The organism is Allobosea lupini, from assembly GCF_900109525.1.
In the GTDB taxonomy this organism is placed as follows: Bacteria; Pseudomonadota; Alphaproteobacteria; order Rhizobiales; family Beijerinckiaceae; genus Allobosea; species Allobosea lupini.
In genome coordinates this window covers 540,613-562,585 of the sequence record NZ_FOAN01000004.1, presented here as the reverse complement: position 1 = coordinate 562,585, position 21,973 = coordinate 540,613, and the positions used below count along the sequence as shown (strand labels likewise).

22 protein-coding genes are annotated in these 21,973 nt (G+C 65.6%); 11 read left to right on the top strand and 11 right to left on the bottom strand.

Annotated features, from left to right (window positions below; all coding sequences use genetic code 11):
- Position 1 precedes the first annotated feature (1 nt).
- Entirely contained in the window at positions 2-667 is a 666-nt protein-coding gene (locus BMZ21_RS15350; protein WP_091835970.1) for a YggS family pyridoxal phosphate-dependent enzyme, read from the bottom strand.
- Positions 668-782: 115 nt separating this feature from the next.
- Here BMZ21_RS15350 and leuS point away from each other — a divergent pair, with 115 nt between their 5' ends.
- The 3 genes from leuS to holA are packed head-to-tail and all read left to right on the top strand — an operon-like array spanning position 783 to position 4,966.
- Positions 783-3,407, top strand: coding sequence for a leucine--tRNA ligase (gene leuS, locus BMZ21_RS15345; protein WP_091835967.1), 2,625 nt, complete (start codon positions 783-785; stop codon positions 3,405-3,407).
- Positions 3,394-3,939, top strand: coding sequence for an LPS assembly lipoprotein LptE (gene lptE / locus BMZ21_RS15340; RefSeq protein WP_091835964.1), 546 nt, complete (start codon positions 3,394-3,396; stop codon positions 3,937-3,939). The genes leuS and lptE overlap by 14 nt, the downstream gene beginning before the upstream one ends.
- A gap of 4 nt (positions 3,940-3,943) precedes the next feature.
- Positions 3,944-4,966: a DNA polymerase III subunit delta gene (holA, locus tag BMZ21_RS15335; RefSeq protein ID WP_091835961.1), complete on the top strand. Its 1,023-nt coding sequence runs from the start codon at positions 3,944-3,946 to the stop codon at positions 4,964-4,966.
- On the opposite strand, the gene BMZ21_RS15330 is transcribed toward holA, so the two are convergent.
- The 5 genes from BMZ21_RS15330 to mnmE are packed head-to-tail and all read right to left on the bottom strand — an operon-like array spanning position 4,967 to position 10,606.
- Positions 4,967-5,848 carry a ParB/RepB/Spo0J family partition protein gene (locus BMZ21_RS15330; protein WP_091835958.1) on the bottom strand — a complete coding sequence of 294 codons (882 nt, stop codon included), beginning with the start codon at positions 5,846-5,848 and terminating at the stop codon, positions 4,967-4,969.
- 29 nt (positions 5,849-5,877) lie between these two features.
- On the bottom strand, positions 5,878-6,705 hold the full coding sequence (locus tag BMZ21_RS15325; protein ID WP_091835955.1) for a ParA family protein: 828 nt from the start codon (positions 6,703-6,705) through the stop codon (positions 5,878-5,880).
- Positions 6,705-7,376 carry a 16S rRNA (guanine(527)-N(7))-methyltransferase RsmG gene (gene rsmG / locus BMZ21_RS15320; protein WP_091835952.1) on the bottom strand — a complete coding sequence of 224 codons (672 nt, stop codon included), beginning with the start codon at positions 7,374-7,376 and terminating at the stop codon, positions 6,705-6,707. The genes BMZ21_RS15325 and rsmG overlap by 1 nt, the downstream gene beginning before the upstream one ends.
- A complete protein-coding gene (mnmG, locus tag BMZ21_RS15315) occupies positions 7,363-9,255 on the bottom strand; it encodes a tRNA uridine-5-carboxymethylaminomethyl(34) synthesis enzyme MnmG (protein ID WP_091835948.1) in 1,893 nt (630 codons plus the stop codon). Before mnmG ends, rsmG begins: the two co-directional genes overlap by 14 nt.
- A 46-nt stretch (positions 9,256-9,301) precedes the next feature.
- On the bottom strand, positions 9,302-10,606 hold the full coding sequence (gene mnmE / locus BMZ21_RS15310) for a tRNA uridine-5-carboxymethylaminomethyl(34) synthesis GTPase MnmE (protein ID WP_091835945.1): 1,305 nt from the start codon (positions 10,604-10,606) through the stop codon (positions 9,302-9,304).
- Between the two features lie 94 nt (positions 10,607-10,700).
- Here mnmE and BMZ21_RS15305 point away from each other — a divergent pair, with 94 nt between their 5' ends.
- On the top strand, positions 10,701-10,913 hold the full coding sequence (locus BMZ21_RS15305; protein ID WP_091835942.1) for a hypothetical protein: 213 nt from the start codon (positions 10,701-10,703) through the stop codon (positions 10,911-10,913).
- Between the two features lie 431 nt (positions 10,914-11,344).
- On the opposite strand, the gene rho is transcribed toward BMZ21_RS15305, so the two are convergent.
- The 3 genes from rho to hemE all read right to left on the bottom strand — a co-directional run bounded on the left by rho (position 11,345) and on the right by hemE (position 14,299).
- A complete protein-coding gene (gene rho / locus BMZ21_RS15300; RefSeq protein ID WP_091835939.1) occupies positions 11,345-12,610 on the bottom strand; it encodes a transcription termination factor Rho in 1,266 nt (421 codons plus the stop codon).
- A gap of 218 nt (positions 12,611-12,828) precedes the next feature.
- Positions 12,829-13,254, bottom strand: coding sequence for a protoporphyrinogen oxidase HemJ (hemJ, locus tag BMZ21_RS15295; RefSeq protein WP_091835934.1), 426 nt, complete (start codon positions 13,252-13,254; stop codon positions 12,829-12,831).
- 19 nt (positions 13,255-13,273) lie between these two features.
- Positions 13,274-14,299, bottom strand: coding sequence for a uroporphyrinogen decarboxylase (gene hemE / locus BMZ21_RS15290; protein ID WP_091836099.1), 1,026 nt, complete (start codon positions 14,297-14,299; stop codon positions 13,274-13,276).
- Between the two features lie 461 nt (positions 14,300-14,760).
- On the opposite strand from hemE, the gene BMZ21_RS15285 reads away from it, so the two are divergent.
- Genes BMZ21_RS15285 through dnaQ form a run of 5 tightly spaced genes read left to right on the top strand, consistent with a single transcriptional unit; the run spans position 14,761 to position 18,408 of the window.
- Complete coding sequence (locus BMZ21_RS15285; protein WP_091835929.1) at positions 14,761-15,591, top strand: pyruvate, water dikinase regulatory protein; 831 nt, start codon at positions 14,761-14,763, stop codon at positions 15,589-15,591.
- Entirely contained in the window at positions 15,588-16,211 is a 624-nt protein-coding gene (locus BMZ21_RS15280; RefSeq protein WP_091835925.1) for a Maf family protein, read from the top strand. Before BMZ21_RS15285 ends, BMZ21_RS15280 begins: the two co-directional genes overlap by 4 nt.
- 20 nt (positions 16,212-16,231) lie before the next feature.
- Positions 16,232-17,065 (top strand): shikimate dehydrogenase, encoded by an 834-nt coding sequence (locus BMZ21_RS15275; RefSeq protein ID WP_091835922.1) that lies wholly within the window; start codon positions 16,232-16,234, stop codon positions 17,063-17,065.
- 22 nt (positions 17,066-17,087) lie between these two features.
- Positions 17,088-17,699, top strand: a complete 612-nt coding sequence (gene coaE, locus BMZ21_RS15270; RefSeq protein ID WP_091835919.1) for a dephospho-CoA kinase — start codon at positions 17,088-17,090, stop codon at positions 17,697-17,699.
- 1 nt (position 17,700) lies between these two features.
- Positions 17,701-18,408 (top strand): DNA polymerase III subunit epsilon, encoded by a 708-nt coding sequence (gene dnaQ / locus BMZ21_RS15265; protein ID WP_091835916.1) that lies wholly within the window; start codon positions 17,701-17,703, stop codon positions 18,406-18,408.
- A 41-nt stretch (positions 18,409-18,449) separates the two neighbouring features.
- Here dnaQ and BMZ21_RS15260 read toward each other — a convergent pair whose 3' ends face one another.
- Positions 18,450-19,193, bottom strand: coding sequence for a TerC family protein (locus BMZ21_RS15260; RefSeq protein WP_091835913.1), 744 nt, complete (start codon positions 19,191-19,193; stop codon positions 18,450-18,452).
- Between the two features lie 152 nt (positions 19,194-19,345).
- Positions 19,346-19,846, bottom strand: coding sequence for a protein-export chaperone SecB (secB, locus tag BMZ21_RS15255; protein ID WP_425285444.1), 501 nt, complete (start codon positions 19,844-19,846; stop codon positions 19,346-19,348).
- A 241-nt stretch (positions 19,847-20,087) separates the two neighbouring features.
- Here secB and BMZ21_RS15250 point away from each other — a divergent pair, with 241 nt between their 5' ends.
- Complete coding sequence (locus tag BMZ21_RS15250; protein WP_091835907.1) at positions 20,088-20,813, top strand: Tim44/TimA family putative adaptor protein; 726 nt, start codon at positions 20,088-20,090, stop codon at positions 20,811-20,813.
- A complete protein-coding gene (mltA, locus tag BMZ21_RS15245; RefSeq protein ID WP_091835904.1) occupies positions 20,810-21,973 on the top strand; it encodes a murein transglycosylase A in 1,164 nt (387 codons plus the stop codon). The genes BMZ21_RS15250 and mltA overlap by 4 nt, the downstream gene beginning before the upstream one ends.

Genomic DNA, 21,973 nt, shown 5'->3' with positions numbered 1-21,973 from the left:
GTCAGCCCCGCGCACCAAAAATCGCGCTGCCGACACGGACATGGGTGGCGCCGAGCTGGATCGCCGCCTCGTAATCGGCGCTCATCCCCATCGACAGGGTCTTGAGGCCGTTGCGCTCCGCGATCTTGCCGAGCAGGGCGAAATGCGGCGAGGGCGGGTCGTCGGCCGGGGGAATGCACATCAGTCCCGCGATGGTCAGGCCGTAACGGCTCCGGCACAGCTCCAGGAAGGCGTCGGCCTCGCCTGGCAGCACGCCGCCCTTCTGCGGCTCGGCGCCGGTATTGACCTGCACGATCAGCAGCGGCGCCTTGCCCGCGCGCTCGATCTCGCGCGCCAGCTCCTTGGCGAGGCTCTCGCGGTCGAGCGACTGGATCACATCGAACAGCGCCACCGCGTCGCGCGCCTTGTTCGACTGCAGCGGGCCGATCATGTGCACCCTGGCCTGCGGGAAGCGCTCGCGCAGCGCCGGCCACTTCTCCTTGGCCTCCTGGACATAGTTCTCGCCGAAATCGATCTGGCCGGCGCCCAGGACCGGCACGATCATCTCGACCGGCTTGGTCTTGGAGACTGCCACCAGCGTCACCGACTCCGGCTTGCGGCCGAAGTCGCGCGCGGCGCGGGCGATCGCAGTCCGCGTTTCCTGAAGTCTCGCCACGACATCCGACATTTCGACCCGTCCTCGCCTTACGCGTTCCCGCCAAGCCGTTCCGAACATTGACCCGGGGGCTACGATGGTGTCCTAGTCCGGCCCAGTCCGCTCACGCAAGAACGACACGATCAGCATGGCCGTCGAACGCTACAATCCAAAGGAAGCCGAGCCGAAATGGCGCAGGGTCTGGGATGAGCGCAAGCTCTTCGAGACCCGCAACGACGATACCCGGCCGCCCTACTACGTGCTCGAGATGTTCCCCTATCCATCGGGGCGCATCCATATGGGCCATGTCCGCAATTATGCGATGGGCGACGTCGTCGCCCGCTACAAGCGCGCCAAGGGCTTCTCGGTGCTGCACCCGATGGGTTGGGACGCGTTCGGCCTGCCGGCCGAGAATGCCGCCAAGGCCAACAAGGTCCATCCGCGTGACTGGACCTATGCCAATATCGCGACGATGCGCGGCCAGCTGCAATCGATGGGCCTGTCGCTCGACTGGAGCCGCGAGCTCGCCACCTGCGACGCCAGCTATTACAAGCACCAGCAGAAGCTCTTCCTCGACTTCCTGAAGGCAGGGCTGGTCGATCGCAAGACCGCCAAGGTCAACTGGGACCCGGTCGACGAGACCGTGCTCGCCAATGAGCAGGTCATCGACGGCCGCGGCTGGCGCTCGGGCGCGCCGGTGGAGCTGCGCGAGCTGACCCAGTGGTTCTTCAAGATCACCGCCTTCGGCCAGGAGCTGAACGACGCGCTGGAAGGCCTGACCCGCTGGCCGGACAAGGTCCGGCTGATGCAGAAGAACTGGATCGGCCGCTCGGAAGGGCTACTTGTTCGTTTCGCTCTCGAATCGAATGCACTGGGCCAGAGCGAGGTCGAGGTCTACACGACCCGCCCCGACACATTGTTCGGCGCCAAGTTCCTCGCGGTCGCCCCCGACCATCCGCTCGCCAAGGCCGCTGCCGAAACGAATCCAGCGCTGCAGGACTTCATCGCCGAATGCAAGAAGACCGGCACGGCGCAGGAAAATATCGACAAGGCCGAGAAGCAGGGTTTCGACACCGGCCTGCGCGCTGCCCATCCCTTTGATCCCACATGGACCCTGCCGGTTTATGTCGCGAATTTCGTCCTGCTGGAGTACGGCACCGGCGCGATCTTCGGCTGCCCGGCCCATGACCAGCGCGACCTCGACTTCGTCAACAAGTATGGGCTCGGCAACACTCCGGTCGTCTGTCCGGAGGGCACCGATCCGGCGAGCTTCGTCGTCACCGACACCGCCTATGACGGCGAAGGTCGGATGATCAATTCACGCTTCCTCGACGGCATGACCATTCCGGAGGCGAAAGAAGAAGTCGCCAGGCGGCTGGAGGCCGAGATTCTCGGCAATCGCCCTATTGCCCAGCGCAAGGTCAATTTCCGCCTGCGCGACTGGGGCATCTCGCGCCAGCGCTACTGGGGCTGCCCGATTCCGATCGTGCATTGCCAGGATTGCGGCGTCGTTCCGGTGCCGGAGCAGGACCTGCCGGTCAAGCTCCCGGACGACGTATCCTTCGACAAGCCCGGCAACCCGCTCGATCATCATCCGAGCTGGAAGCATGTCGCCTGCCCGCAATGCGGCGGCAAGGCTCGGCGCGAAACCGACACCATGGACACCTTCGTCGATTCGTCCTGGTATTTCGCCCGCTTCACCGACCCTTGGCGCACCGACAGCCCGACCGACCGCAAGGCTGTCGACCGTTTCCTGCCCGTGGACCAGTATATCGGCGGCGTCGAGCACGCGATCCTGCATCTTCTCTATTCGCGCTTTTTCACGCGCGCGATGAAGGCGACCGGCCATACCGGGCTGGACGAGCCCTTCGCCGGCATGTTCACGCAAGGCATGGTCGTGCACGAGACCTACCGGGCTGAGGATGGCGCCTGGGTGGAGCCCGGCAATGTCCGGATCGAGACGGTCGGCAATGAGCGCCGCGGCTTCGACGTCGAGACCGGGGCCCCGATCGAGATCGGCTCGATCGAGAAGATGTCGAAGTCGAAGAAGAATGTCGTCGACCCCGACGACATCATCGCCTCCTACGGCGCCGACACCGCCCGCTGGTTCATGCTCTCCGATTCACCGCCGGATCGCGACGTGATCTGGAGTGATGAAGGCGTCCAGGGCGCGGCCCGCTTCGTGCAGCGGCTCTGGCGCCTGGTCGCCGAGATCGGCGAGCGCGTCGGCGGTCAGCCTTCACGCCCGGCCACGTTCTCGGAGCCGGCGCTTGCCCTGCGCAAGGCGAGCCACCGCGCTTTGCACGCCGTCGGCGCCGATATCGAGCGGCTCGCCTTCAACCGTTGCATCGCCCATGTCTACACGCTGACCAACGCCATCGGCAAAGCGCTCGATGGCGCCGCCGAATCGGCAGACGTCCCGGCGGACTTGGCGTTCGCCTTGCATGAATCCGCCATGATCGCCACGCAGCTTGTCGCGCCGATGATGCCGCATCTGGCCGAGGAGTGCTGGCAGGCGCTGACGCTTCCGGGCCTCGCCGGCGAGGCGTCCTGGCCGCAGACCGAAACGGATTTGTTACAGGATGACAGCAAGATCCTGCCGGTGCAGGTCAACGGCAAGAAGCGGGCGGAGGTGACGGTGCCCGCCGATGCCGATACGGTGGCGGTCGAGGCGATCGTACGCGCCTCCGAAGCTGTCGCCAGGGCTCTGGAGAACCGGCCGATCCGCAAGGTGATCGTGGTGCCGGGGAGGATCGTGAATGTCGTCGTCTGAGACCGGCACCATGACGCGCCGCCGACCATTGGCGCTTGCAGCTGCTCTCGGCTTTGCCGCGCTCGTCGGCGGCTGCTTTCAGCCGCTCTATGGCGAAGGCACGGTGAGCAAGGTCGGCGGCAATGTCCGCAACGCCATGCTCGGCATCGACGTGCCGGAGATCAAGGGCCTGGTCGGCCACTATCTGCGCAACGAGCTCGTCTTCGAGTTCGACGGCGGCGGTGCGCCCGACCGGCAGAAGATCCTGAAGCTCGAAGCGACGACCAAGGAATCGCTCGAGGTCATCACGGTCGACTACGCCAATGGCCGCGCAGATTCCGCGACCCTGGTCGCCACGGTCGATTGGCAGCTCCTCCGTGTCGGCTCGAACGAGATCGTCGCCTCCGGTCAGAGTGTCGTCCGGGCACCCTATGAGCGCTCGCAGCAACGTTTTGCCTCGCTGCGCGCAGCACGCGACGCGCAGATTCGCGCCGCCAAGAACCTGGCCCAGCTGATCAAGGCCCGCGTCGCCGCTGCGCTCGTCGCCGGCTGAGCCGATGGCCATGATCAAGGCGCATGAGGCGGATCGCGCGCTTGCGCGCCCCGATCCTGCCTGGCGCCTCTTCCTGTTCTATGGCCCTGACGCCGGCCTGATCTCCGAACGGGCTGCCGCGCTTGCACGCGGCAGCGTCGACGACCCGCAGGACGCCTTCCAGCTGATTCGCATGGATGGCGACGACATCGCTTCGGACCCTCTCAAGTTGGTCGACGAAGCCAACACCATCGGCCTGTTCGGCGGTCGCCGCGCCATCCGGGTGTCGCCGACCTCGCGCCCGCTCGTCGCAGCCGTCGAGCCCTTGCTGGCAACGCCGTCGCAGGATGCGGTCGTCATCATCGAAGCCGGCGACCTGCAGAAGTCCAATCCGCTGCGCACCGCCTGCGAGCGCGCCAGATCCGCGCTTGCCGTACCTTGCTATGGCGATGCCGCACGCGATCTCGGCACGATCGTCGACGAGATGGCGAGGGCAGCCGGCAAGAGCATCGATCGCAGCACGCGCGACCTTTTGACCAGCCTGCTCGGTGGCGATCGCCAGACATCGCGCCAGGAAATCGACAAGCTGATCCTCTATGCTGGCGACGACGCCGCTCTGACGGCCGCCCATGTCGAGGCCGTCGTCGGCGATACCGCCCAGCGCGAGCAGGCGGGCGTGGTCGACGCGGTCTTCGCCGGCCGCCTGCCGAGTCTCGATCTCGCACTCGCCAAGCTCACCGGCGAAGGGCTCGATCAGGGCGTGCTGCTCGGCGCGGTCCTGCGCCATACGCTCGCCCTGCTGAAGGCAAAACTCGCCATCGAAGGCGGCAAGCCGGCGCGCGAGGCGGTCGGCGCCATGCGCCTGCCCTATCCCCGCATTGCCACGGCGGAAGCGGCGCTCAACGCCTGGCCGGCAGCGAGATTGCGCGAGGCCGTGACGATCCTGGGAACGGCGATGCTGGCGGTGCGCCGCGACGGCGACATGGCCAAGCCGATCGCCGCCCGGACACTCTGGACCCTCAGCCGGATGGGCGGCAGAGGCCGCTGATCAGGCCTTCAGCCGCCGACAGAGCGCGTCGAGCTGCTCCAGCGTCTTGTAGCTGATCCTCATCTCGCCGCCGCCGCTGGCACGATGCTGGATCGAGACGCCGAGACCGAGCGCTTCCTCCAGCGCCTTCTCGACCGCGCGCGTATCCGGATCCTTCTCCGGCTTCGGCACTGCCGCCCTGACGGGCTTGTTTTCGCTACGCGCCTCGTCTTGGCCTAGCCGCTCGATGTCGCGGACCGTGAGCCCTTCCTCGACAATGCGCTTCGCAACCTGTTCCGGCTCCGAAACGGCGAGCAGCGCGCGGGCATGGCCGGCCGAGACCGCGCCTTCGCCGACCATGCGCTTGACCGGCTCCGGCAACTTGCTCAGGCGCAGCGTGTTCGCCACATGCGAGCGGCTCTTGCCGATCACCTTGGCGAGGTCGTTCTGCGTATAGTCGAATTCGGCGATCAGCCGCTCATAGCCGGCCGCTTCTTCCATTGCGTTGAGATCGGCACGCTGGACATTCTCGACGATGGCGATTTCGAGCGCCTCGCGATCATTGGCTTCGACCAGGATGACGGGGACGTCATGCAGTTCGGCTCGCTGCGCCGCCCGCCAGCGTCGCTCGCCGGCAATGATCTCATAGGCGTCGATCATGCCCGGGATGGAGCGCACGATGATCGGTTGCAGGATGCCGCGCTCGCGTACCGAGGCTGCAAGGTCCTCGAGTTCGGCTTCAGCGAAGGCCTTGCGCGGATTGCGCGCATTCGGGCGCAGGAACTCGACGGGGACCTTGCGCTGTCCGCGCGCCCGTTCGATCGCACCGATCTCCTCGCCGACATCGCCGATCAACGCGGCCAGACCCCGGCCAAGACGCGAACGCCCCTGTTCCTCGACCATTGCCATTCCTCTTGAACCTTTCTTACCGATCAGGCGGCGCGCAGCGTGCGCTCGCGCTTGATCACCTCCGAGGCCAGCTTCAGATAGGCCTGCGAACCTGCACAGCGCAGGTCATAGAGCAGCGCCGGCTTGCCATAGGAGGGCGCCTCCGAGATCCTTACATTCCGCGGGATCACGGTCTCATAGACCTTGTCGCCGAGAAAATGGCGGACATCGGCCATGACCTGCCCGGAGAGGTTGTTGCGCGGGTCGTACATGGTCAGCACCACGCCCTGGATGATCAGGCGCGGATTAAGGCCGGCCCGCACCTGCTCGACCGTCTTGAGCAACTGGCTGAGGCCTTCCAGTGCGAAGAACTCGCATTGCAACGGTACCAGGACCGCGTCCGCCGCCGTCATCGCGTTGATGGTGATGAGGCTGAGCGAGGGTGGGCAATCGATCAGGATATAGGTCAGATCGCTGCAGCGCTGATCGTGAACCAGCTCGTCGATCGCCTTCTTCAGACGCAGCGCACGGTCCTTGGCTCCGGCGATCTCAAGTTCGACACCCAGAAGGTCGAGCGTCGACGGCGCCAGGAACAAATTGGGAACAGCGGTAGCCTGCATCGCCATGCCCAGGCCGATATCGCCGCAGAGCACGTCATAGGTCGACGCCTTGCGGCTCTTCCGGTCAACACCGAGGCCGGTCGAGGCATTGCCCTGCGGATCGAGATCGATGATCAGCACCTTCTCGCCGATCGCGGCGAGGGCAGTGCCGAGATTGATCGCGGTCGTGGTCTTGCCGACCCCGCCCTTCTGATTGGCGAGCGCCAGCACGCGCGGGCGCGTCGGAATGGAGATAGGCTGACAATCGGTCATCAATCGGCCCGTTTCTCGACGCCGCCTATCACCAGGATAGCGGCCGCCGAATCCGTCAAGGATGGAAACGTTGTGGCCTGAATCTTCCAATATTTAGCAGCGGCGGTCAATTCCGCATCTAGATGTTGTCCCTTGGGAAAGACTCCCGTCACCCCGGTTCTCAACAGCTCATTGCACCAGTCGAGCAGCAGCGGCAGCGGCGCAAGCGCCCGCGCCGTCACGGCTTCGACCTTGCCGACAAAGCCGTCGACGACATCCTCGATCCGGGCATTGTGCACTGTGACAGGCGAGCCTGTCAGGCGCGCGGCATGTCGCAGGAAAGCGCATTTGCGGGCATTGCTTTCGACGAGATCGATATGCCCGCCGAGCTCGGCCAGCCGGATGCCCAATACGAGACCTGGGAAGCCGCCGCCCGAGCCGAGATCGAGCCAGCGTCGTGCCTGCGGCGCATGGCCGAGCAATTGCAGGGAATCGGCGACGTGACGGGTCCAAACCTCGTCCAGCGTCGCGCCCGAGACGAGGTTCTTCGCCTGCTGCCAACGCTTGAGCTCCGCCACCAGAATGGCGAGGCGCTCCTGTGTTTCACGTGAAACAGGCGTCAAGCGAAAAGCGTGCTGCCTATCGGAGTTATCCGCCTTATCAACAGAACTCACAGGATCATGCCTCGGCATCCGCCATGCGGGCGGTTTGATGCTTACGCGCATGCGCGGCCAGCAAGGTCAAGGCCGCTGGCGTCATGCCTTCGATCCGGCCGGCCTGCGCCAGATTGCTAGGCCAGGCCGCACGCAGCTTCATCCGCACCTCGTTCGACAGCCCGGAGATGCCATCGAGATCAAGATCGGCAGGCAGCGCCAGCGCCTGGTCGCGCTGATAGGATTCGATCTCGGCCGCCTGCCGGTCGAGATAAACCGCATAGGTCGCGTCTGCGGCGACACGCGCCCGCACCGCCTCGGAAAAGCTCGCGAGATCGGGCCAGACACGGAGCAGGGCCTCGAAATCGACGGCCGGATAGGACAGGATCTGGAAACCCGAGCGCCTGATCCCGTCGCGATTGAGCTCCAGCCCGGCCGCCGCCGCTTCATTCGGCGAGAGAGATCGTTCGCGTAAGAGTTCGGTAAGCTTAACGATTTCTGACTGGCGGCTCGCGAAGCGCTTCTGACGAGCGTGGGCGACGACACCAAGCCCGATGCCCAAAGGTGTCAGGCGCTCATCGGCATTGTCGACCCGTAGCGACAGCCGGAACTCGGCGCGCGAGGTGAACATCCGATACGGTTCCGTAACGCCGCGTGTCACGAGATCGTCGACCATCACACCGATATAGGATTGCGTCCGGTCGAGGCGGACAGGCTCGCTGCCGCAGGAACGGCGCACGGCATTGAGGCCCGCGAGCAAGCCCTGGGCCGCCGCTTCTTCATAGCCGGTGGTCCCGTTGATCTGGCCGGCGAGGAACAGCCCTGAGACCGCCCGTGTCTCCAATGTCGGCTTCAGCGCACGCGGATCGACATAATCGTACTCGATCGCATAGCCAGGCCGCAGCATGACGGCGCGCTCAAGACCCGGGATCGTCTTGAGAAGGCCCAGCTGTACGTCTTCCGGCAGCGAGGTCGAGATTCCGTTCGGATAGACTGTGGGATCCTCGAGGCCTTCGGGTTCGAGGAAGATCTGATGGCCGTCACGATCGCCGAAGCGGCCGACCTTGTCCTCGATGGACGGGCAATAGCGCGGTCCGCGCCCTTCGATCTGGCCGGAGAACATGGGCGCCCGATGAAGGTTGGCGCGGATCAGTTCATGCGTCGCCAGCGTCGTCCGCGTCACGCCGCAGCTGATCTGCGGCGTGGTGATCGCCTCGGTCATCACCGAGAACGGCTCCGGTGGATCGTCGCCCGGCTGCATCTCGAGGCTGGCCCAGTCGATCGTCCGGCCGTCCAAGCGTGGCGGCGTTCCGGTCTTCAAGCGTCCGAGCGGGAATCCGTGCCGTTCAAGCGTAGCGGAGAGGCCAAGCGAGGGCGCCTCTCCAACGCGCCCTGCGGGAATCTGTCTCTCTCCGATATGGATCAGGCCACGCAGGAAGGTTCCAGTCGTCAGCACGACCGTTCCACAGGCGAATCGACGGCCATCCGCAAGCACGACACCGGCGACCCGCTCGGAGACGATCTCGAGATCGAATGCCTCGCCCTCGATAACGGTCAGGCCGGACTGGGCGGCGAGAGCTCCCTGCACCGCCTCGCGGTAGAGCTTGCGGTCAGCCTGGGCGCGCGGCCCGCGCACCGCCGGCCCCTTGCGCCGGTTGAGCATGCGGAACTGGATGCCGCCCTGATCGGCGCAGCGGGCCATGATCCCATCGAGCGCATCGATCTCGCGCACGAGATGGCCCTTGCCGAGCCCACCGATCGCCGGGTTGCATGACATCGCGCCAACGGTCGCAATCTGCTGGGTGATGAGCGCCGTCCTCGCGCCGGCACGTGCGGCCGCGGCCGCGGCTTCCGCCCCGGCATGGCCGCCGCCCACCACGACGACATCGTAGCGCTCGTTCGCCTGTGCATTCGACATGATGAGATCGCTAGCCAAGCCTCGCGGCGCGGTCAATGAAAACCGCCTATTTGCCGATGCAGAAGCCGGAAAACAGGCTGTCGAGCACGTCTTCGACATCGACCTTGCCGATCAGCCGCTCCAGTGCCCGGACAGCGAGGCGCAGCTCTTCCGCGATCAGCTCGGGCTGTTCATGCGGAAGCTGGGCTGCCCGTTCGATCGCGGCGGCGGCATCCGCCACCGCGACGCGCTGGCGTTCACGGGTGACGAGAGCGGGCTCAGCCTGACCGAGCTTACCCAGGCGAGAGGCGATGAGCGCCATCAACTCCGGTAGTCCTGACCCGGTGATGGCGGACACACCGACCTCGCCGGGCCGAGCACTACCGCCAAGATCGAGCTTCGTCGCGACAACGATCTCGGTAGTGCCACTGTCTTTTCGGTCCGTTTCCGAATCAGGCGGCCGCAATCGCAGCACGAGGTCGGCATTGTCGGCCCGCTGGCGCGCGCGCCGCACGCCTTCCGCCTCGATCTCGTCGGAACTCTCGCGCAGGCCGGCGGTATCGACAAGAACGACGGGAATGCCGCCCAGATCCAGCCTGACTTCGATGGCATCCCGGGTCGTACCGGCGATCGGCGAGACGATCGCGACGTCCCTCCGGGCGATCGCATTGAGTAGGCTCGACTTGCCCGCATTCGGCGGCCCAGCGAGCACCACGACAAAGCCCTCACGCACCCGCTCGCCGGCGGCAAAACTACCGAGTGCTACCCGCAGACTACCAAGAACGCCCTGGCAGCCGGCGACAGCTTCGGCGATCAGCGGCCCGGCAACATCGCCTTCATCGGAAAAATCGATCTCGGCCTCGATCAGCGTCATGGCTTTGATCAACGCGCTGCGCCATTCAGCGGCGGCCTGGCCGAGCGCGCCTTCCATCTGCCGCAGTGCCTGTCTGCGCTGCCATTCCGTCTCCGAATCGATCAGGTCTGCGAGCCCCTCCACGGCCGCAAGGTCGAGTTTGCCCGCCTCGAAAGCGCGGCGGGTGAACTCGCCCGCTTCCGCCAGGCGCAGGCCGGGCAGGGCCGCGAGCACCGAGAGCAGCCGCGACAGCACCGCGCGCGAACCATGAATATGGAACTCGGCGACATCCTCGCCGGTGAAGCTTGCTGGCGCTGGAAAGAACAGCACGAGACCGTGGTCGATGATCGCGCCATCGCCATCGCGCAACGCCCGATAGGCAGCTCTGCGCGCCTCAGGCACGGATCCCGCGATCGTTTCGATAACGAATCGGACGCTTGGTCCTGAAACACGAACCACCGCGACGCCAGCGCGTCCGGCGCCGGAGGACAACGCTACGATCGTCGGATGGGCTTTCACGTTTCCGTCCCATGGGCGCTTGAACACCCCGAGCGGACAACCATCGGTGCCGTGCTATCGCACATGAGAACTCACCCCCGCTATCGATAGGGTGATGAACGAGGCCTGCGCGAACATCAAGATCGAGCACGAGGCGCGGCATTGGGTTTTCCTTCCGCCCATGCGCCCTTCGCAACAGCGCCGGATCGCGCTTACCAGGCGTTTTGTTTCGTATCCGAATCTAGGGCAGCACCTGTTGTGGTTCGCCAGTCCGCCCGCGCAGGCGAGCCGCGCGACAGATCCCCAGCAGGCAAATCGCGCAAAATGATTGGTACTACCGCGGCGCCAAGTCGGGACTGCTGGAGACAATTCGGATCGACTCCGGCGGTGCCGTAGGCTCAGCGAGGCGCCGAAGATCGTGAGAAGGATTCGATTTCCGTGTGGCCATACTCGCTCCGGCAGCGCATGCCCCGATGGCTCATGGCTCGATCCTCAACGCCCGTGACCGCGACCCTAAAGGCATGGAAATTGTGCCCGCTGGTCCGACTCAAGAATCCTTCAGGCGGACCGCCTGGCACGACCGCATCTGACGGCGATCCTGGTCGGCTGCCCGATCCGGAGGGACCGCAACCCGTCACGGATCCGAATCGGTTGGCTAGGTGACCGCGAGCGCCCACTTGGCCACAGTTGCTATCGACAATGAAAAAGGCCCCGGCGCGATTCCGGGGCCTTTCGATATCGCTACGGAGGTGGTCGCCGTCAGGTGTTCATCGAGTCGAAGAACTCGGAGTTCTGCTTGGTCTGGCGCAGCTTGTCCAAGAGGAATTCGATCGCGTCCTGCGGGCCCATCGGGTTGAGGATCCGGCGCAGCACATAGGTCTTCTGCAGATCCGAGCGCGGCGTGATGAGCTCTTCCTTGCGGGTGCCCGACTTGATGATGTCGATCGCCGGGAAGATGCGCTTGTCGGCCACCTTGCGGTCGAGGATGATCTCGGAGTTGCCGGTGCCCTTGAACTCCTCGAAGATGACTTCGTCCATGCGGCTGCCGGTATCGATCAGCGCGGTCGCGACGATGGTCAGCGAGCCGCCTTCCTCGATATTGCGGGCCGCGCCGAAGAAGCGCTTCGGCCGCTGCAGGGCGTTCGCATCGACACCGCCGGTGAGCACCTTGCCGGAAGACGGCACCACCGTGTTGTAGGCACGGCCGAGGCGGGTGATTGAATCGAGCAGGATGACGACGTCGCGGCCATGCTCGACCAGGCGCTTGGCCTTCTCGATCACCATCTCCGCGACCTGGACGTGGCGGGTCGCCGGCTCGTCGAAGGTCGAGGACACAACCTCGCCCTTGACCGAGCGCTGCATGTCCGTGACTTCCTCGGGCCGCTCGTCGATCAGCAGCACGATCAGATAGCACTCGGGATGATTGGTCGTGATCGACTGCGCGATGTTCTGCAGCAGCACGGTCTTGCCGGTGCGCGGCGGGGCCACGATCAGGGCGCGCTGGCCCTTGCCGATCGGCGCGACGATGTCGATGACGCGCGGCGAGAAGTCCTTCTTCGTCGGATCCTGCACCTCGAGCCTGAGCCGCTCGTCAGGATAGAGCGGGGTCAGGTTGTCGAAGTGGATCTTGTGCTTGATCTTCTCCGGATCCTCGAAGTTGATCGTATTGACCTTGAGCAGGGCGAAGTAGCGCTCGCCATCCTTCGGGCCGCGGATCGGGCCTTCGACGGTGTCGCCAGTGCGCAGGCCGAACTTCCGAATCTGCGAGGGCGAGACGTAGATGTCGTCAGGACCCGGCAGGTAGTTCGAATCGGAGGAGCGCAGGAAGCCAAAGCCATCCTGCAGCACCTCGACGACGCCTTCGCCGAGGATTTCGGTTTCCTGAGAGGCGAGCTGCTTCAGGATGGCGAACATGAGCTCCTGCTTGCGCATGGTGCTCGCGTTCTCGACCTCCATGCCTTCGGCGAAGGTGAGCAGCTCGGTCGGCGACTTCGCCTTGAGTTCGTGGAGTTTGATTTCCCGCATGGGGTACCCGGAGTAACAGGCCCGCGATCAGGCAGGCCGGACGGCAGTGGAGGGATCGACGGGACGAAAGGCCTGAAGGCCCACTTGTCAGGACGTCGTGTCGGCCGAGAAAGCAGCCGCGGCACGAGCCGTCGACGATAAGGAAGGACGCATACGAAAAGCGCAGAGGCTTGATAACCGCTTTCCCCGAATCGCTCAAGCGGGAAACCGCGGCGATCTCAGAAGGGCTTGACGACCACCAGGATGACGATAGCCGCCATCAGCAGCGCCGGTACCTCGTTGAGGATGCGATAGAAACGCGCCGGCTTGTCGTTGCGGTCTTCGGCGAAGGCCCTGACCCGGCCGCTGAGATAGCCATGGATGCCCGAGAGGACAAGGACCAGCGCGATCTTGCCGTGCAGCCAGCCGCCCTTGAAGCCGAAGGCGCTCCAGGCGAGGTAGAGCCCGAGCACCCAGGTGACGATCATCGCGGGGTTGATGATCCCCTTGAGTAGCCGGCGCTCCATGATCTTGAAGGTCTCGGACTGGATCGAGCCGACCTGCGCCTCGGCGTGATAGACCATCAGCCGCGGCAGATAGAGCATCCCGGCCATCCAGGCGATCACCGCCATCACGTGGAAAGCCTTGATCCATTCGTAGGCCATGGCGGTAGTCCTCTAGGCTTCAGGCGCGAACCAGTTCGACCAGCCGCTCGACATGAGCGATCGGCGTGTCCGGCAGGATGCCATGCCCCAGATTGAAGACGAAGGGACCTCCGCCGAATGCCGCACGGATCGCCTCGATCTCGCGATCAAGCTCGGGTCCGCCCGCCCGCAACAGCTGCGGATCGAGATGACCCTGCACCGGCACGAGTGGCTGAATCGCCTCGCGCACGAAACTGCGTTCGATCTCGGTCTCGAGCCCGACCGCGTCGATGCCGGTATCCCGGACGTAAGCCGGAATGCCGGCTCCGGCTCCGCGCGGAAAGCCGATGATCTTCGCCTGGGGATGGCGCCCCCGAACGAGATCGACGATCCGCCTGGTCGGCTCGATGCACCAGCGCTTGAAATCCTCGGGGCCAAGCGAGCCCGCCCAGCTGTCGAAAATCTGCACGGCATCGACACCGGCATCGATCTGGGCGTTCAGATAGGCCGCCGAATTGACGACGAGCCGATCGATCAGCCGCGCAAAGAGGGCAGGGTCGCGCTGGAACAGGGCCTTGGCCGGGCCCTGATCGGGTGTGCCGCGACCGGCGACCATATAGGTCGCGACAGTCCAGGGCGCGCCGCAGAAGCCGATCAGCGCAGTTTCCTTGGGAAGCGCTGCCTTGACGCGCCGGACAGTCTCGTAGACCGGCGCCAGCACGTCGGGGTCGATCTCGTCGCGGATCTCGCCGAAGCGGACCGCATCGGCCACTGGCTCCAGCCTCGGTCCTTCACCTTGCGCGAACCAGAGCTTCTGGCCGAGCGCGTGGGGGATCACCAGGATATCGGAAAACAGGATCGCCGCATCGAAGCCGAAACGCCGGATCGGCTGCAGCGTGACCTCTGCTGCCCATTCCGGATTGTAGCAGAGATCGAGGAAGCCGCCGGCCTTGGCACGAAGCTCGCGATACTCCGGCAGATATCGGCCAGCCTGACGCATCAGCCAGAGCGGTGGCTTCGGCAGCGTCTCGCCGGAGAGAGCGCGGAGGTAAAGGCTTTGGGTCATGAAGCGCACCGGGCCTTGAGCCCATCTTCCTAAAAGATTCTTTTCTAAGAGAGTCTTCTGTTTAGACTCTTGGATGTGGGCACATAGCCCGCCCCAAGATTGTCCACAACCGGTCCACAGGGCGCCCGCAAGTCAGTGGGCTGACCGATTCTGGGCTGGCCGACCCTTAAGACTTTCTTAACGAATTGGATTTCGTTCCCGGGCGCGGCCTGGCGCCGCGTTCAAAAATGATTCACGTGAAACATCCGGATTCCGCCCACAGGCCAATGCCTGTTGAGGCTTTGGCCGGGTTATCCCGAGCCGTCGAGACGGATTCCTGGAAGCGCCGGGTTATCCCCACTTGTCCCAGCCTTGTGAATCAGCGGTCCGCCGGCGACCGAAGCATCGAAAAGGGATTCCCAGGCCGGCGGAACAGCTCTAGAGCTGAGCCGGACAAGAGGCCGGCAGGGGCGACGGAAACCGTGGCGCGCAACTATTTTCACCTGCATCTGGTCTCCGACGCGACCGGCGAGACCCTGATCGCGGTCAGCCGCGCCGCTGCAGCACAGTACGAAGCGGTATCCGCGATCGAGCATGTCTACCCGCTGGTTCGATCGGAGAACCAGCTGTCGCGCGTGCTCGCCGAGATCGAAACCTCTCCCGGCGTAGTTCTTTATACGTTGGTCGAGCCGGAATGGGCCGAGCGGCTGGAGAGCTTCTGCCGCGATATCGGCTGCCCCTGCCTGTCGGTGCTGCAGCCGGTCCTGTCGCTGTTCCAGTCCTATCTCGGCCAGGCTTCGGCACCCCGGCCGGGCGCGCAGCATATGCTCAATGCCGAGTATTTCCGCCGCATCGACGCGATGAATTATACGCTGATGCACGATGACGGCCAGCTCGGCGGCGATATCGAAAATGCCGATGTCGTCCTCATCGGCATCAGCCGGACCTCGAAGACGCCGACCAGCATCTATCTGGCCAATCGTGGGATCAAGACCGCCAACATCCCGCTTGTGCCGAACGTGCCGCTCCCGGCCGAGCTCGACGGCCTGAAGAAACCGCTGATCGTCGGCCTCGTCGCCAGCGCAGAGCGCATTATCCAGATCCGCCAGAACCGCCTGTTGTCTCTGAAGGCCGATGACGAGACGCCCTATGTCGACCCCGATGCGGTCGCGGACGAGATCACCCAGTCGCGCCGGCTTTGCGCCCGCCGGGGCTGGCCCGTGATCGATGTCACGCGCCGCTCGATCGAGGAGACGGCAGCCGCCATCCTCGACCTGCTGCGCGACCACCGCATGAAATTCATCGCGACGTGACCGGGCAGGCGATATTCTGGCGCGGCGATGCGCCGCTCATCCTCGCGTCCGGCAGCGCGACGCGGCGGCAGCTGCTCGAAGCGGCAGGGCTCCCGGTCGAGGCGATCAGGCCGGATGTCGACGAGCGTACGATCGAAGCCGATTTCCTTGCCATGGGCCGTCTACCCGCCGGCGTGGCAGCCGCGCTGGCGGATGCCAAAGCCCAGTCGGTCTCGCCGCAGCATCCTGGCCGGATCATCCTTGCGGCGGACCAGATGCTGGTCTGCGAAGGCCGTCCGTTCCACAAGCCCGAGGGCACGGTAGCGGCGGAGCGGCAGATCGCCATGCTCGCCGGTCGCAAGCACGAACTCACCTCGGCTTTCACCCTGGCTCGCGATGGCGAGATCATCGGCCGCGGCACCAGCAGCGCGGTGCTCGTCATGCGCCCGCTGACCTCGGACTTCATCAGCGATTACGTCGCACTGGCTGGCGAGGCAGCGACCACCAGCGTCGGTGGCTATCAGCTCGAAGGTCTTGGAATCCACCTGTTCGAGACGATCGAGGGCGATCATTCGACCATCCTCGGCCTGCCGATGCTGAGCCTGCTCGCCACGCTGCGCGAGCTTGACCTCGTCGCATGATCATTAGCTCCACGACTGCCATGACCAGACGCTGCTTCATCATCGGACATCCCGTCGCGCATTCCCGCTCACCGCTGATCCATGGTCACTGGCTCGCCGAGCATGGCCTTGCCGGTAGCTATGAGCGCGTCGATGTCCCACCCGCCGAGGTGCGGGGCTTCATCGCCAGGCTGCGGGCCGGTGAGTTCGTCGGCGGCAATGTCACCGTGCCGAACAAGGAAGTCGTGCTGCCTCTGCTCGACGTGGCCAGCGAGACAGCGCGGGCGATGGGCGCGGCCAACACGCTGTGGATGGAAGGCAGCACGCTCCGCGGCGACAATACTGACGCCTATGGCTTCCTGGCCCACCTCGACGCCTGCGTGCCCGATTGGGCCCGGCGGACCGGCACGGCGCTTATTCTCGGCGCCGGCGGCGCGGCGCGCGCCGTCATCCATGGTCTCGTCGAACGCAGCGTCGGCCGCATCCTGCTGGTCAATCGCAGCCCGGAGCGTGCAGTCGAGCTGGCAGCTTCGTTCCCGCGAACGGTCGAAGCCCGGCCTTGGCAGGATGTCGCTGAACTCGTCGGCGAGAGCGACCTGATCGTCAACACCACCTCGCTCGGCATGCATGGCCAGCCGCCGCTCGAGATCGATCTCTCGGCTTTGCGCCCGGGCACGATCGTCGACGACATCGTCTATGTCCCGCTGGAAACGCCGCTGCTTGCCGAAGCCCGGCGTCGCGGGGGCATCCCGGTCGACGGCCTCGGCATGCTGCTGCACCAGGCAGTCCCGGGCTTCGAGCGCTGGTTCGGCGTCCGCCCGCAGGTGACGCCGGAGCTGCGGGCGAAGCTCGAAGTCGACATTCCCCGCGTGTGAGCGCGATGGCGGAGGCGCTGCGATGACCTTCCTGCTCGGCCTCACCGGCTCGATCGGCATGGGCAAGTCGACGACCTCGGCGATGTTCCGTGCCGCCGGCGTACCCGTCCACGACGCCGACCAGGCAGTGCACGATCTCTATGCCGGCGCGGCAGCGCCGCAGATCGAGGCGGCTTTCCCGGGGACCACAACGAAGGGTGTCGTCGATCGGGCCAGGCTTTCCGCCGCCGTGCTCGGCCGTCCCGAGGCGCTGGCGAAACTCGAGGCGATCGTCCATCCGCTGGTCCGCGCCGAGGAGCAGGCCTTCCTGGAGAAGGCTCGCAAGAGCGGCGCTGGCGTCGCCGTGCTGGACGTGCCGCTGCTGCTGGAGACCGGCGGAGAGGCGCGTTGCGACGCAGTCGTCGTCGTCACCGCTCCGGCCGAGGTTCAGCGCAAGCGCGTCCTTTCCCGCCCCGGCATGAGCGAGGAGAAGCTCAACGCGATCCTCGCCCGCCAGATGCCGGATGCGGAGAAGCGCCGCCGCGCCCACTTCCTTGTGGACACCTCGCGCGGGCTCGTGGCCGCCGAGCACCAGGTCCGCTCTATCCTGAATGCCGTCGCCGGCCGCTTCGGTCGGACGCAAAGGGCGGGCTGATATGCGCGAGATCGTTCTCGACACGGAAACGACCGGCGTCGAACCGCTGAAAGGCGATCGCATCGTCGAGATCGGCTGTGTCGAGCTGCTCAATCATTGTCCGACCGGCCGCAACTACCATGTCTACATCAACCCCGAGCGCGACATGCCGGATGGCGCCTTCCGGGTGCACGGGCTGTCCGCGGCCTTCCTGTCCGACAAGCCGGTCTTTGCTGCGATCGCCGGCGAGTTCGTGGCCTTCATCGCGGATGCCAAGCTGGTCATCCACAACGCCGCCTTCGACGTCGGCTTCATCAACATGGAGTTCGGCCGGCTCGGCCTGCCTGCGATCGCTCCGGCGCTCGTCGTCGACACGCTCGCCATGGCCCGCCGCAAGCATCCCGGCGCCAGCAACAGCCTGGACGCGCTCTGCTCGCGCTACGGCATCGACAACAGCCGCCGCACCAAGCACGGCGCGCTGCTCGATTCCGAGATCCTGGCCGAGGTCTATATCGAGCTGATCGGCGGCAAGCAGACCAGCCTCGGTTTCGGCGGTGCCGTTGCCGGCAAGGCGGGTGCCGGGCTTGCGGTCGCGATCGAGCGCCCGGTGCGCCAGCGGACGCTCGCTCCGCGGCTGACCCCTGAGGAAAGAGCGGCCCATGAGGCCTTCGTGATGAAGCTCAAGGGGCCGCTTTGGCGCAATTATCTCGGCGTGCCCGAGGAGGCCTGAGGCCGAGCGTCAGGCTCGGGCCGAGCCTGACGACGTTCTCGCTACTGCCCCTGTTTCCGGCTCGCCCGGCGCGACATCATGTTGAGGCCCTCGATCAGGGCCGAGAAGGCCATGGCAGCGTAGATGTAGCCCTTGGGGATATGGGCGCCGAAGCCCTCGCCGATCAGCGTGCCGCCGATCATCAAGAGGAAGCCGAGCGCCAGCATCACGATCGTCGGGTTCTTGTCGATGAAGCGAGCCAGCGGGTCGGCGGCGAGCAGCATCACCGCGACGGCGACCACGACGGCGATCACCATCACCGGGATATGCTCGGTCATGCCGACTGCAGTGATGATGCTGTCGATCGAGAAGACGAGGTCGAGCAGCAGGATCTGGAAGATCACGCCGCCGAAGGTCACGGCCGCGGCCGCACTGCCGTCGAACATGTCGGGCCCGTGATCGGGATCGACCTTGTGATGGATCTCCTTGGTCGCCTTCCAGACCAGGAACAGGCCGCCGGCGATCAGGATGATGTCGCGCCAGGAAAAGGCCTTGCCGAAGACCGAGAACACCGGGGCGGTCAGCTGCACGATGAAGGCGACGGTCGAGAGCAGGCCGAGGCGCAGGATCAGCGCCAGGCCGATGCCGATCCGCCGGCCGCGCGAGCGCTGATGCTCCGGCAGCTTGTTGGTCAGGATCGAGATGAAGATGAGGTTGTCGATACCGAGGACGACCTCCATGGCGATCAGGGCGCCGAGCGCCACCCAGACTGCTGGATCGGCGGCGAGCGTCATAAGGGAATCCATGGAAGTCGTGTACCTCGCGGGACCGGCGCGCGGGGATGGCGCGCCTCTGGCCCGCGGGACATGGAAACGCCCGGGCGATTTTCAACGGCCGACCCAACAAAAAAGAGCCCCTGAGGGCTCTTTCCTGTCGAATTCGTGATGTCGGATGCTATTCAGGCGTTCGGTGCGCCCTGCTGCGCCTGCAATTCTTCGAGGCGCTGGCGGTAGAGCTGGGCGAAGTCGATCGGGTCGATATAGAGCGGCGGGAAGCCGCCATTGCGGACGGCTTCGGCGACGATCGCCCGGGCGAACGGGAAAAGCAGGCGCGGGCAGTCGATCATCACGACCGCGTGCAGCTGTTCCTGCGGCACGCCGAGGATGCGGAAGACGCCGGCATAGCTGAGCTCGAAGGCGAACAGCGTCTCGTCGTTAAGTGTCGCCTTGCCTTCGAGCGTCAGGATCGTCTCGACGTCGTTCTCGCCCAGCGCGTTGGCGTGGACGTTGACCTGCAGGCCGATCTGCGGCCCACCCTGCTGTTGCTGCTGGGTCAGCGAGCGCGGAGCATTGGGGTTCTCGAAGGAGAGATCCTTGATGTACTGGACCAGCGTGTTGAGGCTGGGCCCCTGCTGGTCGGCGGCGGCGCCGTTGCCGTTTTCGTTGGCCATGGGTCCCATCATCATTGTCTATAATACCATCGGGAAATTCCGTGCCAGGGCCGGAATTGCCCGGCAAGCGGCGGCGCCGGGCTCGCGTCGGCTATCATGGCGGCGGGGCCGGCACAAGCGACCCACGCTTTCGCGCCCTTGTCGCCTCCGGGGGTGGATGTTACGAGCCTCCCTCACCATATCCGTTCGATGACGGGCGACGACGTATGCCTGTGTGGGAACGAGTTTTCGAGGTTCGGATCAGCCGGCGATGCAGAATTTCGATATGACGACCCTGGTCTTCCTGGCCCTGGCCGTTTTCGTCGCCTGGAAACTGCGCTCGGTTCTGGGCCAGAAGACCGGGCACGAGAAGCCGCCGGCCGATCCGTTCGCGCGGCGCGAGACGCCGCCGCTGCGCCCGGATCAGCCCGGCAATGGCGACAGACGCGACAATGTCGTCCGCTTGCCGGGCGCCGCCAACGACGCAGCGGCTGCCCCCGTGGCCGATGCCGAGCGCTGGAAGGACATTGCCGAGCCGGGCTCGGCCATCGCTGTCGGCCTCGACGCCATCCTCCGCCAGGAACCGCGCTTCGACGCGCCGGGCTTCCTCATCGGCGCGAAATCGGCCTATGAGACCATCGTCACCGCCTTCGCCCGCGGCGACCGCAAGACCTTGAAGGGCCTGCTCGCCAAGGAAGTTTATGACGGCTTCGAGCAGGCGATCGCTGAGCGCGAGAAGCGCGGCGAGAAGGCCGAGTCCAACTTCGTCTCGATCGACAAGGCGCAGATCGTTGGCGTCGACGTCAAGGGCAAGGCCGCCCAGGTCACCATCGCCTTCGTCTCGCAATTGATCAGCGCGGTCCGCGATGCGCAGGGCAACGTCGTCGACGGCAGCGCCGAGGCGGTCTCCGAGGTCAACGACGTCTGGACCTTTGCGCGCCAGCTCGGCAGCCGCGATCCGAACTGGCTGCTGGTCGCCACCGAATCGGCCGCGTGATCCGTGTCGTCGGTCTCGTTCTGGGGCTTCTGGTCGCAGGCCCGTCGATGACCGGCGCAAACGCCTCTCCCCCATCTCTGCCGCAGGGCGCCCGGGCCGAACCCGTGGCGCCCGCTTCGCTTGCCGGCTGGAGCGCCGACGATCAGCTTGCTGTGCTGCGGCTGTTCGCGCAGGGTTGCGAGACCGATCCGCCGTTGCGGCAGGGCGCTCCCCCGCCGCCAGTCCTTCCAGCGCTGTGCGCCAAGGCGGCGGCCCTGCTGGCCGCCGGCCCCGTGAGTGCGGACTCGGCCCGCAACTTCTTCGCCGATAATTTCGCCTTCTGGCGCATCCGGCCGGCCGGTGCCGAACACGGCTTCATGACCGGCTATTTCGAGCCGGAATTCGAGGGCTCGCTGACACGTTCCGACGCCTTCCCGACGCCGCTCTATGGCCGCCCGGCCGATCTCGTCACCAAGATGCCGGGCGATGATTGGCCCGGCCTCGACCCGGCCCTGACCTCGGCGCGCCGGACGGCGAGCGGCCTGGAGCCCTTCCCGGACCGTGCCGCGATCGAGGAAGGCGCACTCGCCGGCCAGGGGCTCGAGATCCTCTTCATGCGCGATCCTGTCGATCGCTTCGTGCTGCAGGTCCAAGGCTCGGGCCGGATCCGCCTGCCGGACGGCAAGGTGACACGCCTGGTCTATGCCGGGCGCAACGGCCACCCCTACACCTCTCTCGGGCGCGAGCTGAGCCGGCGCGAGAACATCCCGCCCGAGCAGATGACGATGGACAAGCTCATCGCCCGGCTGAAGGCCGATGCCGGCTTTGCCCGCGACCTCATCCGGCTCAACCGCTCCTTCGTCTTCTATGCCCGCAACGACGATCTCCTCCCCGAGTCCGGCCCGATCGGCGGGGCCGGCCTGCCGCTGACCCCGCTGCGCAGCATCGCGGTCGACCGCTCGCTCTGGCCTTATGGCATGCCGGCCTGGATCGAGACCGAGATCCCCGACGGCAAGGGTGGCAGCGAGAAACTCTCCCGGCTCATGCTGGCGCAGGATACGGGCACCGCGATCGTCGGGCCGGCGCGGATCGATCTCTTCGTCGGCTCCGGACCGCAAGCGGGACATCGCGCCGGTCTGATCCGGCATCCTGTCGATTTCATCGTGCTTTGGCCGCGCTGA

Excerpts from the sequence above, each read along its gene's own strand:
- BMZ21_RS15350 (WP_091835970.1), bottom strand. The coding sequence starts at position 667 with ATGTCGGATGTCGTGGCGAGACTTCAGGAAACGCGGACTGCGATCGCC.
- leuS (WP_091835967.1), top strand. The coding sequence starts at position 783 with ATGGCCGTCGAACGCTACAATCCAAAGGAAGCCGAGCCGAAATGGCGC.
- lptE (WP_091835964.1), top strand. The coding sequence starts at position 3,394 with ATGTCGTCGTCTGAGACCGGCACCATGACGCGCCGCCGACCATTGGCG.
- holA (WP_091835961.1), top strand. The coding sequence starts at position 3,944 with ATGGCCATGATCAAGGCGCATGAGGCGGATCGCGCGCTTGCGCGCCCC.
- BMZ21_RS15330 (WP_091835958.1), bottom strand. The coding sequence starts at position 5,848 with ATGGTCGAGGAACAGGGGCGTTCGCGTCTTGGCCGGGGTCTGGCCGCG.
- BMZ21_RS15325 (WP_091835955.1), bottom strand. The coding sequence starts at position 6,705 with ATGACCGATTGTCAGCCTATCTCCATTCCGACGCGCCCGCGCGTGCTG.
- rsmG (WP_091835952.1), bottom strand. The coding sequence starts at position 7,376 with ATGCCGAGGCATGATCCTGTGAGTTCTGTTGATAAGGCGGATAACTCC.
- mnmG (WP_091835948.1), bottom strand. The coding sequence starts at position 9,255 with ATGTCGAATGCACAGGCGAACGAGCGCTACGATGTCGTCGTGGTGGGC.
- BMZ21_RS15305 (WP_091835942.1), top strand. The coding sequence starts at position 10,701 with ATGAACGAGGCCTGCGCGAACATCAAGATCGAGCACGAGGCGCGGCAT.
- rho (WP_091835939.1), bottom strand. The coding sequence starts at position 12,610 with ATGCGGGAAATCAAACTCCACGAACTCAAGGCGAAGTCGCCGACCGAG.
- hemJ (WP_091835934.1), bottom strand. The coding sequence starts at position 13,254 with ATGGCCTACGAATGGATCAAGGCTTTCCACGTGATGGCGGTGATCGCC.
- hemE (WP_091836099.1), bottom strand. The coding sequence starts at position 14,299 with ATGACCCAAAGCCTTTACCTCCGCGCTCTCTCCGGCGAGACGCTGCCG.
- BMZ21_RS15275 (WP_091835922.1), top strand. The coding sequence starts at position 16,232 with ATGACCAGACGCTGCTTCATCATCGGACATCCCGTCGCGCATTCCCGC.
- coaE (WP_091835919.1), top strand. The coding sequence starts at position 17,088 with ATGACCTTCCTGCTCGGCCTCACCGGCTCGATCGGCATGGGCAAGTCG.
- dnaQ (WP_091835916.1), top strand. The coding sequence starts at position 17,701 with ATGCGCGAGATCGTTCTCGACACGGAAACGACCGGCGTCGAACCGCTG.
- BMZ21_RS15260 (WP_091835913.1), bottom strand. The coding sequence starts at position 19,193 with ATGGATTCCCTTATGACGCTCGCCGCCGATCCAGCAGTCTGGGTGGCG.
- secB (WP_425285444.1), bottom strand. The coding sequence starts at position 19,846 with ATGGGACCCATGGCCAACGAAAACGGCAACGGCGCCGCCGCCGACCAG.
- BMZ21_RS15250 (WP_091835907.1), top strand. The coding sequence starts at position 20,088 with ATGCAGAATTTCGATATGACGACCCTGGTCTTCCTGGCCCTGGCCGTT.